General features: G+C 52.7%; 14 protein-coding genes. 8 read left to right on the plus strand and 6 right to left on the minus strand.

Annotated features, from left to right (window positions below; translation table 11 throughout):
• Window positions 1–2: 2 nt before the first annotated feature.
• Window positions 3–2,111: an ATP-binding protein gene (locus ACMHXH_RS09180; RefSeq protein ID WP_039035394.1), complete on the plus strand. Its 2,109-nt coding sequence runs from the start codon at window positions 3–5 to the stop codon at window positions 2,109–2,111.
• A gap of 695 nt (window positions 2,112–2,806) precedes the next feature.
• Here ACMHXH_RS09180 and ACMHXH_RS09185 read toward each other — a convergent pair.
• On the minus strand, window positions 2,807–3,496 hold the full coding sequence (locus tag ACMHXH_RS09185) for a DNA-3-methyladenine glycosylase I (RefSeq protein WP_162206836.1): 690 nt from the start codon (window positions 3,494–3,496) through the stop codon (window positions 2,807–2,809).
• Window positions 3,497–3,881: 385 nt separating this feature from the next.
• Between ACMHXH_RS09185 and ACMHXH_RS09190 the strand changes: the two genes are divergently transcribed.
• Window positions 3,882–4,535, plus strand: a complete 654-nt coding sequence (locus ACMHXH_RS09190; protein ID WP_039035965.1) for a glutathione S-transferase family protein — start codon at window positions 3,882–3,884, stop codon at window positions 4,533–4,535.
• Between the two features lie 8 nt (window positions 4,536–4,543).
• On the opposite strand, the gene ACMHXH_RS09195 is transcribed toward ACMHXH_RS09190, so the two are convergent.
• Window positions 4,544–5,074, minus strand: coding sequence for a thioesterase family protein (locus ACMHXH_RS09195; RefSeq protein WP_025009092.1), 531 nt, complete (start codon window positions 5,072–5,074; stop codon window positions 4,544–4,546).
• A gap of 114 nt (window positions 5,075–5,188) precedes the next feature.
• A complete protein-coding gene (gene prlC, locus ACMHXH_RS09200) occupies window positions 5,189–7,228 on the minus strand; it encodes an oligopeptidase A (RefSeq protein WP_234501408.1) in 2,040 nt (679 codons plus the stop codon).
• Window positions 7,229–7,618: 390 nt separating this feature from the next.
• On the opposite strand from prlC, the gene ACMHXH_RS09205 reads away from it, so the two are divergent.
• The 5 genes from ACMHXH_RS09205 to ACMHXH_RS09225 all read left to right on the plus strand — a co-directional run bounded on the left by ACMHXH_RS09205 (window position 7,619) and on the right by ACMHXH_RS09225 (window position 13,152).
• The gene (locus tag ACMHXH_RS09205; RefSeq protein ID WP_162206838.1) at window positions 7,619–8,326 is read left to right on the plus strand and encodes a hypothetical protein; all 708 of its coding nucleotides are present in this window, start codon (window positions 7,619–7,621) and stop codon (window positions 8,324–8,326) included.
• An 80-nt stretch (window positions 8,327–8,406) separates the two neighbouring features.
• Complete coding sequence (locus tag ACMHXH_RS09210; protein WP_162206839.1) at window positions 8,407–8,943, plus strand: hypothetical protein; 537 nt, start codon at window positions 8,407–8,409, stop codon at window positions 8,941–8,943.
• A gap of 128 nt (window positions 8,944–9,071) precedes the next feature.
• Window positions 9,072–10,427 carry a glutathione-disulfide reductase gene (gorA, locus tag ACMHXH_RS09215; RefSeq protein ID WP_045283799.1) on the plus strand — a complete coding sequence of 452 codons (1,356 nt, stop codon included), beginning with the start codon at window positions 9,072–9,074 and terminating at the stop codon, window positions 10,425–10,427.
• Window positions 10,428–10,675: 248 nt separating this feature from the next.
• Window positions 10,676–11,290 (plus strand): TetR/AcrR family transcriptional regulator, encoded by a 615-nt coding sequence (locus ACMHXH_RS09220; protein WP_071475701.1) that lies wholly within the window; start codon window positions 10,676–10,678, stop codon window positions 11,288–11,290.
• Window positions 11,281–13,152: an MFS transporter gene (locus ACMHXH_RS09225; protein WP_335912231.1), complete on the plus strand. Its 1,872-nt coding sequence runs from the start codon at window positions 11,281–11,283 to the stop codon at window positions 13,150–13,152. The genes ACMHXH_RS09220 and ACMHXH_RS09225 overlap by 10 nt, the downstream gene beginning before the upstream one ends.
• Before the next feature lie 86 nt (window positions 13,153–13,238).
• On the opposite strand, the gene mnmH is transcribed toward ACMHXH_RS09225, so the two are convergent.
• The 3 genes from mnmH to ACMHXH_RS09240 form a co-directional block, all read right to left on the minus strand.
• A complete protein-coding gene (gene mnmH, locus ACMHXH_RS09230; RefSeq protein WP_071475700.1) occupies window positions 13,239–14,354 on the minus strand; it encodes a tRNA 2-selenouridine(34) synthase MnmH in 1,116 nt (371 codons plus the stop codon).
• Window positions 14,351–15,394 carry a selenide, water dikinase SelD gene (selD, locus tag ACMHXH_RS09235; RefSeq protein WP_071475699.1) on the minus strand — a complete coding sequence of 348 codons (1,044 nt, stop codon included), beginning with the start codon at window positions 15,392–15,394 and terminating at the stop codon, window positions 14,351–14,353. Before selD ends, mnmH begins: the two co-directional genes overlap by 4 nt.
• 132 nt (window positions 15,395–15,526) lie before the next feature.
• Window positions 15,527–16,633 carry an acyl-CoA desaturase gene (locus ACMHXH_RS09240; RefSeq protein WP_039035978.1) on the minus strand — a complete coding sequence of 369 codons (1,107 nt, stop codon included), beginning with the start codon at window positions 16,631–16,633 and terminating at the stop codon, window positions 15,527–15,529.
• A 143-nt stretch (window positions 16,634–16,776) separates the two neighbouring features.
• Here ACMHXH_RS09240 and fabR point away from each other — a divergent pair, with 143 nt between their 5' ends.
• Window positions 16,777–17,391, plus strand: coding sequence for an HTH-type transcriptional repressor FabR (gene fabR / locus ACMHXH_RS09245; protein WP_025010659.1), 615 nt, complete (start codon window positions 16,777–16,779; stop codon window positions 17,389–17,391).
• Window positions 17,392–17,868 lie beyond the last annotated feature (477 nt).

The raw sequence follows: 17,868 nt of genomic DNA on the forward strand, positions 1-17,868 counted from the left end.
GCTTGTCACTGTTCAAACGGCTCTTTGGCCTGAGCTGGCAGCAGCTACAGGCAAAGGTGCGTTATCGCATTCTGATCCTGACTCTGTTGCCCATCTTGCTGACACTGGTGAGCCTGGTGTTTATCACCATTTACTGGAACATCAGCTATACAGGCAAACAGCTGTTTATGAAGGTCAAAGCAGACCTGACCGTGGCCAATAACACCTTGGATGCCGTGCAGGAGCGCCAGGAAAAACAGCTGGAACATGTGATGCAGTCCTTCGATTTCCAGACCCACTTTCGCTCGATACTCGAAGGTAAACAGCTGAAGCAGAAAGAGCTCAATGTTTTTCTGGATCAGCAACGCAAAGCATTGGATCTCGATTTTTTGCGTCTGGTTAGAATCGCCGATGCGGCGGCCGATCCGGACTTGCGGCAGATGCTGCCCTTGGTTCAGGGACAAAGCGCCTATTCCGGGTTGATGGTACTCTCCAGCTCGCGGCTGGCGCGAATCGATCCCGAGTTGGCCGAACGTGCCAAGATCCCGGTGAAAATGACCTTGAGGGCACAAAATCCCGATAGGGAAGTTGAAGAGCGGGGCATGCTCAGCCGCAGCCTGCTGCCGGTAGCCGATGAAAACGGCAAGATCGGCTGGTATCTGGATGGTGGGATCCTGTTTAATCGCAACACTCGCATCGTCGATCATATTCGCGATCTGGTCTATGACAAGGGCACACTGCCGGAACGTTCCATAGGCACTGTGACCATCTTCCTCGACAATATCCGCATCAGCACCAATGTGCCTCTGCATTTCTTCCCCAAAGAAGATGAGAATCGCGGCCGGGCATTGGGCACACTGGTGTCGGAGGAGGTACGTCAGCAGGTGTTGGTCAAAGGCCAACTCTGGGTTGATAGAGCCTTTGTTTACAACGACTGGTTTATCTCGGCCTATGCGCCGTTGACCGATATCCGCGGTCAACGGATAGGCATGATCTATTCCGGGTTTTCCGAGTCGCCTTTTATCCACAACTATCTTCTTAATATCATAGAGTTGGGCACCATTTTGATGTTGGTGTTGCTGGTTTCCGGACTCTTGGTTTATCGCGGCGCTTACAGTTTATTGCAACCGATTGAACGAATTCATCAAGTGGTTAAGGCGGTGCAGTCCGGGCGTAACCTGCGTATCGGCGAGCTGGGACTGGACAGAGACAATGAGCTGGCCAACCTGGCAGAGCAGTTTGACCGTATGCTCGATTTGTTGCAGCGCCGCAATGCGCAAATTCAAGCGGCAGCCGAGCAATTGGAGATGAAGGTCGAGGAACGTACCCGTAGCCTGCAGGAAAAAACCGAAGAGTTGCAGCGCAACGTACAATTGCTGAACGAAACCCGTCAGCAGTTGGTGACCAATGAAAAACTGACCGCCCTCGGGGAATTGACCGCTGGGATTGCCCATGAGATCAATAACCCTACCGCCGTAATCCTCGGTAATATGGAACTGCTGCGGGTGGAGCTTGGTGACAACGCTGAGGTCGTTGAGGAGGAAATAGACCTCATCATCCAGCAGGTAGGCCGTATTAGTACAATTATTCGCAGCTTGCTGCAGTACAGTCGTCCCGGTGAATTCAATGCGCCGCTGGAGATGCATCAAATCACACCTATTATTGAAGAGATGCAGCTGCTGGTGCGTCACTCATTGGGTAAGCAGGAAGTGGTGTTGTTGCCTGAGCTGAACGCCAGTTATCCGGTGCAGGTGAATCGTCCACAATTACTGCAGGTGTTGATCAATCTGGTGGTCAACGCCGCTCATGCTATGGATGGCAAGGGGCGGATCTGGATCCGCACCTATGATTGGGTGGAACAGGATGAACCTGTGGGGATCAAGATAGAGATTGAAGATGAAGGTTCAGGGATCCCGCAGGAGCAATTGAGCCGGATATTCGATCCCTTCTATACCACCCGTAAGGATGGTACCGGGCTGGGCTTGTCGTTGAGCTACGGTATTATCAAGCGTATAGGCGGCACCATAGAGGTCAGTTCGACTCTGGGTAAGGGGACGCAGTTTACTGTCAGTATTTATCATATAGCTAAAGAGGATCAGTCAGGCCCCTATGATGGTCTGCTGTTCGGGTAGGTTATAGGCTTGGCGTGTAAACAAAAAAAGAGCCGGGTAATTAACCCGGCCACAAAGAGTGTGTGAGCAATGTCGTGCTTTGCAAACTCAGGAACACCATAACTCTCAGCGGGTACTGCGGGCCTAAAGCTAAGGATGAGTTTTGGAACGCAAGTTAACAATAATCATTCTCATTTATGTTTGCAACTGTTTTTTTGCCCTTTCAAGATAAAATCTTTCCGGCCTAATTGTTCTCATCTTGGGTGTTTATCAAAAATATTTGATTAGTAAGTGGTTTTTTGATGCGTTAGAATCTAAATCACTGGTCGAAAACCATTGGCAGTTGCGCGGCTAAATCCAGATTTCGGCCCCTTTCTTGGTGCCTGATTCTCCCAATATTGGTTTGTAGAGAGGGGCATCAAACGTTTGAATAGCAGTGAGAGGGAGAAATAGTTAGTGGGGATAAGGGGCATAAAGCTTAGACAATAACAATCAGCCAAAAAAGGGCCGGGTAGTTAACCCGGCCTAAAAGAGTGTGTGAGCAATGTCGTGCTTTGCAAACTCAGGAACACCATAACTTCAAGCAAATCTCAGTCGACTAGCGGTTAACTGACTCTCAGTTAAGGATGAGTTTTGGAACGCAAAACAGATGATAATGGTTCTCATTTTCGATTGCAACTATTTTGTTTGTATTTAAGTCAAATTTATCTCAGGCCTCAGATACGATTATCCCCTGTGCTACAAGCCAGGATGCGGCTGATGGCGGCCATGCTCCTGCCGCTGCTCTGCTGCCAATGATTGAATACAGCTTGTACCTGGGCCAGGCCGCTCTTTGAGCTGAAGCCTGCATCTACCAGTTTGTGGCTCTTGAGATAGTTTTGGACATCAGCGGTCAACAGGAAGCAGTCCTTACCTATACCACGCAGAAAATAGGGGCCGGTATTGCCACCCAGGCGTGCCCCACGGCGTTTGAGCTCTTGCCACAGTGAGGTGATCTCCTCCACTGGCCAGAGGGCGATGTAACGGGCCAGGCTGCCGTGTTCTCTGGCAATATCCTGCACCATGAGCGCGTTGTCATAAATGGCCTGGGTCTTTTTCTGGTGGCGAATAAGGCGACTGTCCTCAGCTCTGGCCTGCAGCTGCTCAGGGGAGAGCATCAACACTTTCATGGGTTCAAAGCCAAAGAAGGCCTCTTCATAGGCCGGCCATTTGTGTTCCACTACCTTCCAGACAAAACCACTCTGAAATACCTGTTTGCTGAGTGCTGAAAGCAACTCGGCATCTGTATATTCCAGCAATTCTTCTGTGGAACAGACTTTGGGTAACAGGCTCTCCAGTTGCTCGGCGCCACCTTTACGCTCACAGGCTCTGGCATAGATGGTGGCAAAATCTTCCGGCTTGATCATGTGCTTTTCCCTTTTGATTGGCTCAGTTGCTGCCGCACCAGTGTAATACCAATCGGGGTAAAGATGGCAGCGGATTAACAGTCATACTTGAGGCTTGGTTTCAAGACTGATCAAGCGGGGCTTTTTCAGTGAACGTTCAGCCCCAACAGACGTTTGATGTCATAAATGGCGATTAAGAACAAAGTGGAGACTTTGAAATCAGCTAGCAAGTTTACCGACTGAAAAGGTGCTCATCACATCTCTACATGTGGGACTTTCTCAAGCAGAAGTAGGGCTAAACAGAGGACGGATAACTGCTCGCGGCACTCATGGTAACTGTTCACGCCTTCCCTAAGCGGTAGCCAGCAACTAAAGTTAAAGTTGGTAACCATGGGGATCCCTGTCTATGGAGCTTTACTACCATCCATTGTCGCGTTATTCGCAAAAGGTGCTGCTGGCACTTTATGAAAAGCAGGCAAACTTCTTTCCCCGGGTAACGGATCTGCAGGATCCATTGGAGCGCCAACACTATCTGCATTTCTATCCATCCGGTAAGCTGCCACTTTTGGTGTGTCAGGACGGCAGCCTGTTGCCTGAATCCAGCATTATCATAGAGTATCTGGACAATAAAATGGCCGCCGGCACCCGGTTGTTGCCCAAGGAGCCCGAGCTCAATCTGCAAGTACGTCTCTATGACAGAATTGCCGACAACGACCTTAACAACAGCCTCTATCAGTTGGAACAGCAATATAGCTTACCGGAAGAACAGCAACTTCCTCTGGTGCAGCGTCAAATTGAAAACCGTCTCAGACTTTGCCTGCGGGCGCTGGACTTGCGCCTGGTTGAGCATCATTGGCTGTGCGGAGATGGGTTCACTTTGGCCGATTGTGCCTTAATTCCTTGTCTTGGTTACCTGCAGCGCAGTTTCAATTTACTGGATTACCAGCATTTGGGGCGCTACTGGCTGCAGGCGCAATTGCGAGGTTCCTGGATGTTGGTGCAGGATGAAGTAACTCTGGCTCAGGAGGAGGCCAGCAGCGGGCTCAGACCCATCCCCTGAACAAGAATTCAGCTGTTGCGGGCCTTTTTGAGATCCAGGAATGACTTCCACTTGATGATCTCCGCCGGTAACTCGGGCGTGGTCTCATCGAACCCGGCTTCCGTCAACAGGTTTTCCGTGGGTACAGGTTTGCGTTTGCAGACGAACAAACCTCTGACATGCACTATGGCATGCAGGCCTCTGTCCGACAGGAAACGTTGCTCTATGTAGAAATACTTTTCATCCCAGCCAACCACGCGAGAGGCAATTTCAAACTGCTGTAATGGCCTGATATCCCTTACATAAGTGAATTCGGCGGCATTGACTATCGGCATCCATTTCAGTTTTAGAAAGCGCTTCAGCAAGCCCATTTCGGCCATCATATAGGTGCGGGCCAGATCCATAAATGCCGGGTAGCGGGAGTTGGTCAGGTGCAGGTTGATGTCACAGTCACTCGGTAAAGCCCGATAACGGATGCGGCTGGTGCCGAGAAAACCGATATCGTTTGCCCGGCGCACTCGCCAGAGCAGCAGCCAAAACAGGCGAAAGTAGAGGTTCATCAAAGGGTCCAAGAGTTGAGAGGCATTAAAGGCTACCAAAGGTCATACCAGACGGCAAGCGAGAACTGGCTCACAAAAAAGGCGCCCTAAGGCGCCTAATCAATTGCTTCAGTCTCAGGCTTGGATCCCTGAGTGACGCAGCAGTGCGTCTATGCTGGGCTCGCGGCCACGGAAGCGGGTAAATAGCACCATAGGCTCCTCACTGCCGCCCATCTCAAGTATGTTATGCAGGAAGTCGCGTCCTGTGCTCTCGTTGAAAATACCTTCCTCCTCGAAGCGGGAGAAGGCATCGGCAGACAACACCTCGGCCCATTTGTAGCTGTAGTAGCCGGCGGCATAACCTCCGGCAAAGATATGGGCGAAACCGTTCTGGAAGCGGTTGAATTCAGGCGGTGTGACCACTGCCACCTGGCGTCGAACCTCATCCAACATCTGCTGAATATGGGCGCCCTTGGCCGGATCAAACTCCTGATGCAGGCGGAAGTCGAACAGGGAGAACTCCAGTTGCCGCAGCATCATCATGCCGGACTGGAAGTTCTTGGCGGCCAGCATCTTGTCCAGCATCGCCTTGGGCAGCGGCTCCCCGGTCTGATAATGGCCGGAGATCTCCGCCAGCGCCTCTTCGGCCCAGCACCAGTTCTCCATAAACTGGCTTGGCAGCTCCACGGCATCCCAAGGTACGCCATTGATGCCGGAAACCCCACCGATATCGATGCGGGTCAGCATATGGTGAATACCATGACCAAATTCGTGGAACAGGGTAGTGACTTCGTCATGGGTAAACAGCGCCGGCTTGTCACCCACAGGGCGATTGAAGTTACAGGTGAGGTAGGCTACCGGTTTTTGCAGGCCAGTGGCCGTCATCCGCCGGGTACGGCAATCATTCATCCAGGCGCCGCCCCGCTTGCCTTCACGGGCATAGAGGTCCAGATAAAAGCTGCCTCTGTGTTCGCCCTCGGCATCCAATATGTGGAAAAAGCGCACGTCTTTATGCCACTTGTCGAAATCCTGCTGCTCTTTGACATCCATGCCGAACAAGCGCTTGATGGTGTAGAACAGGCCGCTGAGCACCTTGTCTTCGGGGAAGAAGGGACGTAGTTCTTCCTGAGATATCTCATACTTGTGTTGCTTGAGCTTTTCGCCGTAGTAACCCAGATCCCAGGCCGCCAACTCGGTTACACCATAATGCTCCTTGGCAAACTCCTTGAGTTCGGCCAACTCGGCCTTGGCTTGAGACTTGGAGCGCAGCGCCAGCTCATTGAGGAAGGCGATAACCTGCTCGGGCGATTGCGCCATCTTGGTGGCCAGAGACTTATCGGCATAGGTATCAAAGCCCAGTAACTGTGCCAACTCATGGCGCAGGCTCAGGATCTCGTCCATCAGCGGGCCATTGTCGAACTCACCGGCATTGGGGCCTTGATCCGAAGCGCGGGTAACAAAGGCGCGGTAGCACTCTTCACGCAGACTGCGGTTGTCGCTGTAGGTCATGACCGGCAGATAGGATGGAAAATCCAGGGTGAACAGCCAACCTTGCTGCTCTTTGGCCTCTGCCATCGCCTTGGCGGCGGCAATGGCAGACTCTGGCAGACCGGCCAATTCGGCTTCATCGGTAACCAGCTTGCTCCAGGCATGTGTGGCATCCAGCAGTTGGTTGGAATAGGTGCTGCTGAGTTCAGACAGACGCTTTACAATCTCTCCATAGCGGGCTTTTTGTTCATCATTGAGGCCTATTCCCGACAGTTCGAAGTCTCTCAGGCTATGTTCTATCACAGTCTGTTGTGCCTGGCTGAGCTGGGCAAATTCCGCCGAGGCCTTGAGCTCTTTATAGGCCTGATACAGGCCCAGATGTTGGCCGACAAAGGTGCTGTACTCAGACAGTAGTGGCAGGCAGGCATCGTGGGCAGCGCGCCATTCTTCATTGCTGAGTACTGAATTCATATGGGAAATCGGCGACCAGATCTGACTCAGCTCATCGTCCACCTGCTCCAGGGGGGCCACCAGGTTCTCCCAAGTGAAGGGGCCTCCTGCGGCCAGCACGGCTTCTATCTTATCGCGGCATTTGGCTATGGCCTGTTCGACCGCCGGTTGAATGTGCTCGGCCTTGATACTGGAAAAGGGTGGCAGCTCCTGTGCTGTCAGCAGCGGATTGGTCATTGTCTGTCCTCTCTTTGGGCGTGGGCCATAGGGCCTGCATTGGGTGCCTGGTCTTGCCGCCATGGCGGCGAATATTCAGGGGCGTGGCTAATAGATAAGGGTTCCGCTGTGATTTATCAAGGTGATAAAAGCGATTGGTGCCATAGCAGTGGCACAGATGTGAAACACAGCAGTGAAACATAGCAGTGAAACATAGCAGTGAAACATAGCCGCCAAACTCGGCAGTGAAATACCCGTGAGTCACGAGTCACTGCTACCGAGGAAGAGAGCCTACCGTCAATGCACAAAAAAATCATAAATGATAACTGGATCTAAAACACGATTCGTTATCATTTACATAATAGGGTGGTGGAATAAAATAAACTTTACTTTGTAAGTTTGGTACGTTTTATGCGCTATCCGCTCTTGTTGCTGACACTCCTGTGCTGCAATCCATTATTGGCCGATGAGGCCACTGAAACCCAACTCATGCTGGGGTGGGACAGCCGCTATATTTCCGAGGGGCGTGACAACTTGTCTGCGGGCGGGATTGCCTGGAGTGGCATTCACCATAGCCGTGATGGCCTGGGGGCCTTCGTGTTGTTTGGCCGAGCCGACAGTGTGAACTACGCCGAGCTCAATGCCGGGGTGGAATACTGTTTCAACCCACTCGAATCAGTGGAAGCCGGTGTCGGCATGCAGCGGTTGGAGTTTTACGGTGATGAGCGCGGCCATGACAATGAGGTGTACGCCTATCTCGCCTATCAGGGGCTGAGCTGGCTGACGCCATCGATTAACTATACCTATGCTACTGAAGCCTCTGGTTATTTTGTTGAGTTGAGCCTGCACAGCCACTGGCAAGTGAACGAGCAATTGACTCTGACCCCTTATGTGACCCAGGGATTCGACTTTGGCTATGCCAGCCAGACTCATGATGGCCCCAATCATCTGCAGTTTGGTGTAGAGGCATGCTACTCATTAACCCCTTCTTTGGTGGCTTCCTTGCATTTGAGCCACAGCATAGCGCAGGACGATATCAAGCAGCAGGCGCAAGAGGAGGGTTGGCATGGCGATCTGGCTCAGTCTTATGCCGGCTTGCATCTAGAGTGGCAGTTTTAAATTGGCTAACATTCACCGCAGCTTCTAGACTCTGATGTGAAGACAAACAGCGTCGACGGATCGATGCGGAGGGACAGGGAATGTTAACCTACAGAATCGGTGGGCTTTGCTGCCTGCTCCTTTGGTTGGGAGTCGCCCCATTGGTTGAATCCCAGGCCGAATCAAGCTCAGACCTGAATCCAGACCTGAATCCAGTGTCGGGTTCAGAGCCCTCAATAGATAAGCAACTCAGCGACCCGGGCAAAGAGCCTGGTTCGCTCCCTCTGGGGTGGGTGCTCGACAGCGAGGGCAATCCTATTGCCATTCCACAGCAGTTTGAAGCCGCACTTGAATATGAGTCTGCGCCCCTGCCCAAGGCCTCGCGCGACAGTAAACCAACCAAATCCCGAAAAAAGAAGCCATCCAAGCCTCGCCGCCAAATCGCCGATGATCCCGGTTGTCGCTGGTTGGATAAGCGAATGACAGAGCTGGAGCGGCGCCTCAGGCAGAAAGATTCCCACACTGCCAGATATTTGCAGGCTGAACTCGGCGAGCATCAACAGCAGTTTCGTTGCCTCAAGTGCTCAGGCTCAGGGCCAGAGACCCAGGATTATTCCCGCTGCAGCTTGTACCACTGAAATTTTTACCGGCAGACTCTGGTCTGGTCACTTGATCTGAATCCCCCTACAATGGCTCACAAGTATCCCGCCAGACGGGAGGTCGCCCTGTTGGGCGAGTGAGTCAGTATCAATCTACGGAGATAAACATGGCACAACATTTTGACTATATCTGCCTGGGTGCGGGCAGCGGTGGTATTGCGTCAGCCAACAGAGCCGCTATGCGTGGCGCCAAGGTCTTGCTGATTGAAGCCAAACACCTGGGTGGTACCTGCGTCAACGTCGGCTGTGTGCCCAAGAAGGTCATGTGGTATGGCGCCCAAGTGGCCGAAGCCATGCATCTCTATGCCAAAGATTACGGTTTTGATGTCAGCGTCAACCAGTTTGACTGGAACACTTTGGTGGCCAGTCGTGAAGCCTATATCGAACGGATCCATGGCTCTTACGAACGCGGTCTGGCCAACAACAAGGTGACAGTGGTTAACGGCTATGGCCGCTTTGTTGATAACCACACCATTGAGGTTGACGGCGAACACTACAGTGCCGAGCATATTTTGATCGCTACCGGCGGCGCGCCCAGCATTCCCGACATTCCCGGGGCTGAATATGGCATAGACTCGGACGGTTTCTTTGCCCTGCGTGAACAGCCCAAGCGGGTAGCCGTAGTGGGTGCCGGTTATATCGCGGTGGAAATTGCCGGTGTATTGCATGCCCTGGGCAGTGAAACCCATCTGTTTGTACGCAAACATGCGCCGCTGCGTAACTTCGACCCCATGCTCTATGAAACACTGATGGAGTCCATGGCCAGCGAAGGGCCTTCGCTGCATACCCAGAGCATTCCCAAGGAAGTGCGTAAAAACGCCGATGGCAGCCTGACTCTGGTGCTGGAAAACGCTGAAGAGTACACAGTGGACTGCCTGATCTGGGCCATAGGTCGGGCACCGGCCACAGGCAATATCGGCCTTGAAAATACCGATGTGCAGTTGGATCCCAAGGGATATGTGATAACAGATGCCCAGCAAAACACCAGCGCCAAAGGGGTTTACTGTGTCGGTGACATCATGGCTGGCGGAGTAGAGCTGACACCGGTTGCCGTCAAGGCGGGTCGCTTGCTGTCAGAGCGTCTCTTTGGCGCCTTGCCGGATGCCAAGATGGACTATGACTGCATCCCGACAGTGGTCTTCAGCCACCCGCCAATTGGCACCATGGGGCTGACAGAGCCTGAGGCCAAAGAACGTTTCGGTGAGGATCAGGTGAAAGTCTACACTTCATCCTTTACCTCCATGTACACAGCGGTTACTGCGCACCGTCAAGCCTGTAAGATGAAGCTGGTTTGTGCCGGCGCCGATGAAAAAGTTGTCGGGATCCACGGTATCGGCTTTGGCATGGATGAAATCCTTCAAGGCTTTGGCGTTGCCATCAAGATGGGCGCCACCAAGGCTGACTTCGATGCCGTAGTTGCTATCCATCCAACAGGCGCAGAAGAGTTTGTTACCATGCGTTAAACAAGTGGATGCATATCACAGGTAAAATAGGCCAGAAGCAGTGCTTCTGGCCTATTGTCGTTTTGACCCTATTAGAACTAGAGGCAGTAAGCTGAAGTCATATTATTTGGTGTACTTTTAGGTAGTGATTACCTTAGAAGATATCAATTGCCTTTCGTAATTCTGATTAAAAAATGTCACATTGTGAACATTGTTTTTTATTTTAAAGGCTGTTAGTCTGCTGCCATCTCTTTTCAGGAATGGACACTATGGCAAGACGTAAGGAACACAGTCATCAAGAGATCCGCCTCATGGCACTGGATGTCGTCGAGCAGTTGTTGACGCAGGAGGAATATACCAGCCTGAGTCTTAGGCGGATCGCCTCCCAAGTGGGCTATGCCCCCAGTACCCTAATCAACCTCTTTGGTAGCTACAACTATCTGCTCCTGAGCGTATCCGCCAGGGTCTTGGAGCGTCTGCTTGAGCAAATACAGCTGGTGTGTGAACAAAAATTCGCAACCGGCGAGCAGAAGCTGTTGGCACTGGCCAAGGCTTATGCCGAGTTTGCCCATAGCCAACCCCAGGCATTTCGTTTGGTGTTTGCCTTACATCTGGGGCCGGAAGAACCTCTGCCGGAATCGCAACAACAGCTGATTGCCGAGCTGATAGGCTTGCTCGAGCTGCAACTCGGTGACTTGTTGCCAAACTTGCCCTCATCCAAGCTGGCACTCGCCAGTCGCAGCTTCTGGAGCAGTATCCATGGGCTGACCGGCCTGGCGCTGGACGATAAGCTCTTCAGTCAGGCTTCTTGGTTGCAGTTACTGACATTTCAGGTGCACTTGTGGTGGACAGCAATGCAACAGGAGGATGGCGTATGTTCCTGAGCAAACGATTTTTACCCTATTTCGCCACTCAGTGTCTGGGGGCGCTTAACGACAACATCTACAAAAATGTGTTGCTGCTGCTGGTGACCTACAGCCAGGTCGAGAACCTGCCGATGAGTGTGGATCTGTTTGTCAATCTGGCGGCGGGGATTTTCATTCTGCCTTTCTTTCTGTTTTCTGCCCATGCGGGCATGGTGGCCGACAATATGGACAAGGCGCTGATGATCCGCAGATTAAAGCTGCTGGAGCTTATCATCATGTCCTGCGCCGCCGCGGCGATTATGGCGCAAAGCTATCTGTTGATGTTGCTGCTGCTGTTTCTCACTGGCACCCAATCGGCCTACTTTGGCCCGGTAAAATACTCGCTCTTGCCGCAGGCGCTTAGAGAAGATGAGTTGGTCACCGGTAACGCCTGGGTGGAAATGGGCACCTTTCTGTCTATTTTGATAGGCACCCTGAGTGCCGGGCTGTTGGTAACCAGTGATAACGGCCTGATGTGGGCCGCAATAACCGTATGTGTGCTGGCCTTGGCCGGTTTCCTCTCCAGCCGGGCGATTCCATCATTGCCGGCGCCGCTGCCGATAGACAAGGTACGCTTTGCACCCTTGTCCGGTACTTTGGCCAGTATCAAGCGGGTACGGCAAACGCCGTCAATCTGGATGGCGATTCTGGCGATCAGTTGGTTCTGGTTTTTGGGTGCCACCTACCTGACCCAGTTCCCCAATTTTGCCAGAGGCTCGCTGCATTCGGACGCCACTGTGGTGTCACTGCTGCTGGCGCTGTTTTCCATAGGTATTGCGGTCGGCTCCTTTGTTTGTGAGCGCTTCTCCTTTGGTCATGTAGAGCTGGGGCTGCTGCCTTTCGGGGTCGCCGGGTTAACCTTCTTTGGCCTGGATCTGCTGTGGGCCATTCCTGACTACAGCCAACTGCCGGCGGGATATCTCTACGACATAAGTGAGTTTGTCGGCCGCAGTGAACACTTCAGGCTGATGTTGGCACTGTTTATGGTGGGGGTCAGTGGCGGCCTGTTTATTGTGCCTCTGTATGCCTTTATTCAGTCGCGCTCGGCCCCGGGTGAATGTGCCCAAGCCATAGCCGCCAACAATATCATCAATGCTCTGTTTATGGTGTGCTCGGCGATATTGTCGATAATATTGCTGGAGCTGGTGGGCCTGTCGATTCCTCAGTTATTTACTCTGCTGGCGGTATTCAACGCCGTGGTAGCGTTGTATGTCTATAGCCAGGTGCCTGAGTTTACGCTGAGGTTTATCAGTTATCTGCTGAGCCATTTGTTGTATCGTCTCAAGGTGGAAGGCCGGGAAAACATCCCCAAGCAGGGGGCTGCCGTGCTGGTGTGTAACCATGTCAGTTACGTCGATGCCTTGGTGCTGCTGGGAGCATCCACTCGCCCGGTGCGCTTTGTGATGGATAAGAGCATAAGTGAAATGCCCTTGCTCAAGTATCTGTTCCGCCACGCCGGGGTGATCCCTATCTGCTCACCGAAAAAGTGCATTGATACCTATACCCGGGCCTTTGAGCGTATCCACCAGGCGCTGACCAATGAAGAGTTAGTGTGTATTTTCCCTGAGGGTAGGTTGTCTCCCGACGGTGAATTGCATCAGTTCCGGCCCGGTATCGAACAGATACTGGCAAAGGATCCTGTGCCTGTGGTGCCAATGGCGCTCAAAGGTTTGTGGGGATCTTATTTCAGCCACAAAGATGGCCATGCCCTGACGACCCGGCCAAGACGTTTCTGGTCCAGGCTTAAGGTCAATATCGCAGCTCAGGTACCCGGCGCAGAAGAGAGCCGTCACTCGTTGCAGCAGCGGGTAGCCGATCTGCTGGCTAAATCTGATAGCTAAGGTCATGTCAACGAAAGAGCCCGGTCGCAGCCGGGCTCATTTTGTTTGCCGAAGAGCCAATTAAGCTTGATGGCCCGTCGTTACACTCATTGCTGGCGGTTTGATCGCCTCTCATCCAGCCACTGATGAATGGCCTGACGGTCACCGCGGAAGATGATCCGCTCGGCCTTTTTCTCCAGCTGGTACTGATACATGGGGTCGTAATACTTCTCCAGCAGCAGTGAGATCCACTCCAGATGTTGTTCTGTAGTGTTGCGTTGCTGCTGTGTCTGCAAGCTTGCGTCGACCAGCTCCAGCAGTTGCTCAGTTTGTTGGTGCCCCATACGCTTGCGTATGCCCTCGACACTCTGACGCAGATAGGCACCGAACGCCGCCATGCCTTCTTCGGCGCCATAATGCTGTTCAAAACCTCGCTGCATCTTGTGCACATACTCATCCAGAAGGCGGGGGAGCCTGGCCTCCAGTGGCTCTTCCAACACCAAAACCTGCGCCTGCTGCATGGCACTGAAAAAGACTTTGGGTATGGCGCGGCGTCCTATCAGGAAGCTTTCGTCTTCCAGCAGCAGGCAGGACTCTTGCCTCTCTTGATGCCTCAACAGCTCCCGAGCCAAGCTGTTTTCAAAATTGATCTGACTGGGCTGCGGAGTAACATTTTTGCCAAAGCTTGAGCCTCGGTGATTGGCTGTACCTTCCAGATCCACAGACTCGCTGCGACTGAGAATAAACTCTGTCTTGCCTGAGCCGGTAATACCGCTGAGGATCAACAGCTGTTGCTGCTGCGGGGTGTTATCTATGGTATCGATAAGGTATTGGCGCATCGCCTTGTAGCCGCCCTGAATATAGGGCACTTCAAGACCAGCCTCGCGGATCCATTGCTGGGTCAGTTGAGAGCGCAGACCACCCCGAAAACAGTAGAGGTTGGCATCTGGGTGGGCGCTGAAGAAATCCAGCCAGGCTTGAATACGCGCGGCCTTGATCTTGCCTTTGACCAGCGAATGGCCGAGCTCTATGGCGGCGGCCTGCCCATGCTCTTTATAACAGGTGCCTACCTTCTGCCTTTCGCTGTCGTTCATCAATGGCAGGTTAGTGCTGGCAGGAAAGGCACCCTTGGCAAACTCAACCGGCGCCCGCAGATCGACCAGGGGACGATCGGATAGGAAGATCTCCCGGTATTCTGCAGGCGCGATTATCTGTCGACTCATATAAGCTCCACCCACTGCTGACTGTCGTCGCGGCAGTCGAGCGCACCTATACAGTGTAGCTCCAGCCCTTGGCTGGTCAGCAGTTGCTGCAGTTCTGCCTCACCCTCGGCGCCGACAGCGATAAGTAAGCCGCCGCTGGTTTGCGGATCGCACAGTAAGGCCTTTTGTTGCTCGGAAACCTCGGGAAGGTGCTCACCGTAGCTGTCAAAGTTTCTGTGGGTGCCGCCCGGGATACAACCCACAGCCAGATACTCGGAGGCTTTTTCCAGCAGTGGTAGTTTGGCGGTATCTATGCTGGCCTTGAGGTTGGAGCCCTGACACATTTCCAGCAGGTGGCCCGCCAGACCAAAGCCCGTCACATCTGTCATGGCGTGAACCGCGCTTATCTTGGCGACTTCGGCACCTATTTTATTGAGTTGGCACATGGCTTCGGGGGCGATATTGACGTCCTGCGGTGCCAGCTTTTTCTGCTTTTGTGCCGTAGTCAGTATGCCAATTCCCAGAGGTTTGGTGAGATAGAGCTTGTCACCCGCCTTGGCGGTATCGTTCTGCTTGAGGTGCTCCAGTGCCACTGTGCCGGTTACTGCCAGGCCGAAAATAGGCTCGGGTGCATCTATGCTATGGCCTCCTGCCAACATGATCCCGGCATCCATGCAGGCTTGGCGTCCGCCATCCACTACCTGCTGGGCAATCTCGGGTGACAGCTTGTTCACCGGCCAGCCCAGAATAGCAATCGCCATAATAGGCTTGCCGCCCATGGCATAGATATCGCTGATGGCATTGGTGGCTGCGATACGGCCGAAAGTGAAAGGGTCATCGACTATCGGCATAAAGAAGTCTGTGGTGCTGATAATGCCCGTGTGATCATCCAACTGATACACGGCCGCATCATCCCGGCTCTGGTTGCCGACCAACAGGCGGGGATCTTTAAAGTCCGGCAATTGAGAGGCCAAAATGGTGCTGAGGACTTTGGGAGAAATCTTGCAACCGCAACCTGCGCCGTGGCTGTACTCCGTGAGTTTGACTGACTGATCTGACATAGCCGGGTCCCTGAGTGATTGAAATAACCCCTGATCATAAACAGAAACGGCCGCAGTACAAGCCGACCGTTTCACAACTCAGGTAAATTCTGTTAAGCCGATCGCCAGGCCTTGGGTGGCTACGACAAGGTTTTAGGCTATGCTGGCTTGCAGTTGGCGCCATTGTTTTCGTTGGGCGCGAAAACGTAAGCGCATTTCCGTCACCTGAGACAGCAGATGCTTATCGGCCAATTGCTGCTTGCGTGCTTCAAGCAGCGCCTTCTTGGCTTCAAAGTAGGCCAGCAAGTGGCTCTTCAATTCCTCGTATTCTGCCTGCAGCTTTTCCAGGATTTCCTCGCAATTGGGCAGATGGGCCACCTTATGCTGGGCGCGCTTGAGTTGCATCTGCAGTTTGGCGGCTTCGATGCGCTCCTGGGGGCTCTTGCGCAGATCTTTGGTCAGGCCAAACCAGGACAGGAAACGGATCAGCCACTTGGTAGGGTCGTAATGCCACCAATGGATACCATTGCGGTAATCGTTTTCAAAGATATGGTGGAAGTTATGGTAACCCTCACCATAAGTAAACAGTGCCAGCACGCCGTTGTCTCGGGCACTGTTGCGATCTGTATAGGGTTGTTTGCCCCAGATATGCGCCAACGAGTTGATAAAAAAGGTGCAGTGATGCACTACTACCAGGCGCAGCAGACCGGCCAGCAGCAACATCGACAGGATATCGCCGTTCAACCAACCAAGCAGAGCGGGGAGGCCCACATTCATCAATAGTGCCAGCAGCAGATAATGCTTATGCTGCCACATGACTATGGTATCGTTTTGCAGGTCTCTGACGTTGTTATAGTCGTGATAACGCTGTGCCTGATATTCCCTGAGCATCCAACCAATATGGCTATACCAGAAACCCATGTTCGCTGAATAGGGATCCTTGTCATTGTCATCCACATGCTTGTGATGGATACGATGATCCGAAGCCCAATGCAAGGCACTGTTCTGCAAAGCCAGCGCACCGCCCAGGGCAAACAGGAAACGCACGGCAGGGTGAGACTTATAAGCCTTATGTGACCACAGCCTGTGGTAACCGGCGGTGATAGACAAACCACTGGCGAAGGCCAACAGTACGAAGGTGAGCCACTCGCTGAGCTCAAAACCATGACTGATGCCTCGCCAAGGCACCAGAATACAGGCACCGGCAAACGTCAGCAGGAAGAGGATCAGGTTGGTCCAGATGAGGGGAGGTTTTTTCATTATGATGACTTCCAAAACGCTTTAAGCTAACAAGTGTATGCTAAGTTGCTATTGGAGCACAATCACAGTGACACCAGCCGAGGATGTGATTATTGAGTAAAGCCTGTATTATTTGCGCAACAGATCCAGTGAATGGAATAAAGATGGGTATCAGAGCACAGCAGAAAGAGAAAACCCGCCGCGCCTTGGTGGATGCAGCATTCAATCAACTGAGTGCCGAGCGTAGCTTTTCCAGCCTGAGTCTTAGGGAAGTGGCCAGGGAAGCCAATATAGCGCCAACCTCTTTCTACCGTCATTTCAAGGATATGAATGAGCTAGGGCTGACCATGGTCGATGAAGGTGGCCTGACGCTGAGACAGATGATGCGTAAGGGACGTCAGCGCGCCGAGGCCGGCGGCAGTGTTATCCGCATCTCGGTCGACACCTTTATGGAAGTACTGGAATCCAACCCCAACGTATTCAGGATCCTGCTGCATGAACGCTCAGGCACCTCGGCCGCCTTTCGTGCCGCTGTGGCGCGGGAGATTGAACACTTTATCTCGGAACTGGCGCACTACACCGAGGACACCGCCGGCCGCAGCCCTGAGTTGGCCAGGGCACAGGCCGAAGCATTGGTGACTCTGGTGTTCAATGCCGGCGCCGCCGCCCTGGATATGAAACGGGCCGATCGCAAGATTCTGGCCGACCGACTGGTGACTCAACTGCGAATGGTGGCAACGGGCGCCGAAGCGTTGCAGCAAAAGCGCGATAGCCGCTAAGTTGATGATGTAAATTTTTCTGGTAAAAAATAACGGTCAACCAAATCTAAATAGATCAATCTGACCTATTTAGATTTGGTGAACCTTATCGTGCCTTTCCCCAATTACATCGGTTTCTAAATTCCTGATACTTTTAATTTTTGCAGCAAGTGCTTATTAGTAGATAGAGACCTTTTGAATGTAAGCGTTTAAGGAAGGTGAGAATAAGTCCTTGTGGCCTTCTCTTTTGTAGAGAGTGGCTTGCACAGCAATTGGCATTCAAGGCATCTGCCTGAAGGTATGCCGGAGTCTGTCGAAATCGGATAACGCAGTGCTCCACAGCTCTCAATGCAGAGGATTATTTTCCGTCATACTCGGAGACTGCATTAGTAACAGTCTAGAAAGGCGTTGTTGATCAAATCATTCGCTTGAACGCAACTACCCCTAGGCTTTCAGCTGCTTTACGAGATTTTCTGGCGAACAGGCATACCCAGTCTT

Source organism: Shewanella sp. BJSY2023SW001 (assembly GCF_047314685.1).
Lineage (GTDB): Bacteria > Pseudomonadota > Gammaproteobacteria > Enterobacterales > Shewanellaceae > Shewanella > Shewanella indica.